The 1,330-nt window shown below is 39.1% G+C and carries 2 protein-coding genes; both read left to right on the top strand.

Annotation, left to right across the window (positions count from 1 at the left end; genetic code table 11):
* The first annotated feature begins 145 nt into the window (after positions 1-145).
* Positions 146-751, top strand: a complete 606-nt coding sequence (locus BUB56_RS19205) for a CD3073 family putative ECF transporter S component (protein ID WP_110942841.1) — start codon at positions 146-148, stop codon at positions 749-751.
* On the top strand, positions 729-1,232 hold the full coding sequence (locus tag BUB56_RS19200) for a CD3072 family TudS-related putative desulfidase (RefSeq protein WP_242946445.1): 504 nt from the start codon (positions 729-731) through the stop codon (positions 1,230-1,232). The genes BUB56_RS19205 and BUB56_RS19200 overlap by 23 nt, the downstream gene beginning before the upstream one ends.
* The last annotated feature ends 98 nt before the right edge of the window (positions 1,233-1,330 follow it).

The raw sequence follows: 1,330 nt of genomic DNA, 5'->3' as shown, positions 1-1,330 counted from the left end.
ATATACTAGTGAGCAAGGAATAACCTATCGGTTAGAAAATTAAGCCTAGCGGCTTAGGTTTTAAAACGCGTCCTTAAGGACGCCTTTTTTATTTTGATTAGGGAGAATATAATATGGATGATATAGATAAAGGGGGGTATTAAATATGAAAAATTCAGTATTTTCATCAACTAATGCCATGATTATGGCTGCACTGGGTATTGTTATCAATATTGTATTAGGTACAATTGTACAAACCCTGCAAATCCCACTGCTGTTTCTAGACACTATTGGTACTATCTTTGTAGCATCTATCTTTGGTCCATGGGCTGGTGCCTTAACGGGGGGACTAACGAATATCATACAGAGTATGATTACTAATCCAAAAGACCTGCCATTTGCTCTTGTAAATATCGCTATTGGTATTATAGTTGGCCTTGTAGCGAAGCGTTGGAAGTTTGATTTAAAGGTTGCAGGAATCACAGGGTTTGCTTTGGCCATCATAGCACCGTTGATCGGAACACCTATTGCTGTATGGGTATATGGTGGACTAACTGGAGGCGGAACAGATCTGATCTTCGCATGGTTATTAAAGAGCGGACAAAAAATATTTACTGCTGCTTTTATTCCTAGAATCACAGGGAATTTTATTGATAAGATTGCTAGTTGTCTATTGGTTGCAGTTTTGATTGAAAAGCTGCCAAAAGATGTATTAAAAGGCCAGGTTACAAAGGGTGATATCATAGCCGATGAGCTTTCAAAAGATGCATAGAGCAAAGAAAATACTTTTTACTGCCCACTGTATTCTCAATCAAAATGCAGTAATCCGTCAATGGGAAAGAGCAAAGGGTGGCTTCAATACATTTATTCAAAAAACCTTAGAAAATAATATTTCCATTGTGCAATTACCCTGTCCGGAATTTACATTTTTGGGGGAGGATCGTCCTCCTATGACAAAACAGGAATATGACACAGAAGCATACCGAAGGCACAGCCGAGAAATATTAGGAATCATACTTAAGCAGTTTCAAGAATATCTAAACCATGGATACCAGATCGTCGGAATTCTAGGAATTCAGGGAAGTCCTTCCTGTGATACATTGAAACAAAAGGGAGTTTTTATGGAGGAACTGCTGGCAATGCTGGGGGAACAAGGTACTCATGTGAAAACTTTTGATGTGCCGGAGGATTATCTAGAGGGAGAAGAGCATTACATATTAAAGGAATTCCAGGAATTTATCCATCAGCAATAGATGAAGGTTTCTGTAGGGGCAGACCCATAGGCGTCAACTTAACCCATAATTTGTCATCCTGAGCGGAGTAAAACGGAGTCGAAGGATCTTTAAGCTAG

Source organism: Geosporobacter subterraneus DSM 17957, from assembly GCF_900142145.1.
Lineage (GTDB): Bacteria > Bacillota > Clostridia > Peptostreptococcales > Thermotaleaceae > Geosporobacter > Geosporobacter subterraneus.
This window is presented reverse-complemented; position numbering and strand designations above follow the sequence as displayed.

What these genes read in the sequence shown, in the direction of transcription:
- BUB56_RS19200 (WP_242946445.1), top strand. Translation starts at nt 729, where the DNA reads ATGAGCTTTCAAAAGATGCATAGAGCAAAGAAAATACTTTTTACTGCC.
- BUB56_RS19205 (WP_110942841.1), top strand. Translation starts at nt 146, where the DNA reads ATGAAAAATTCAGTATTTTCATCAACTAATGCCATGATTATGGCTGCA.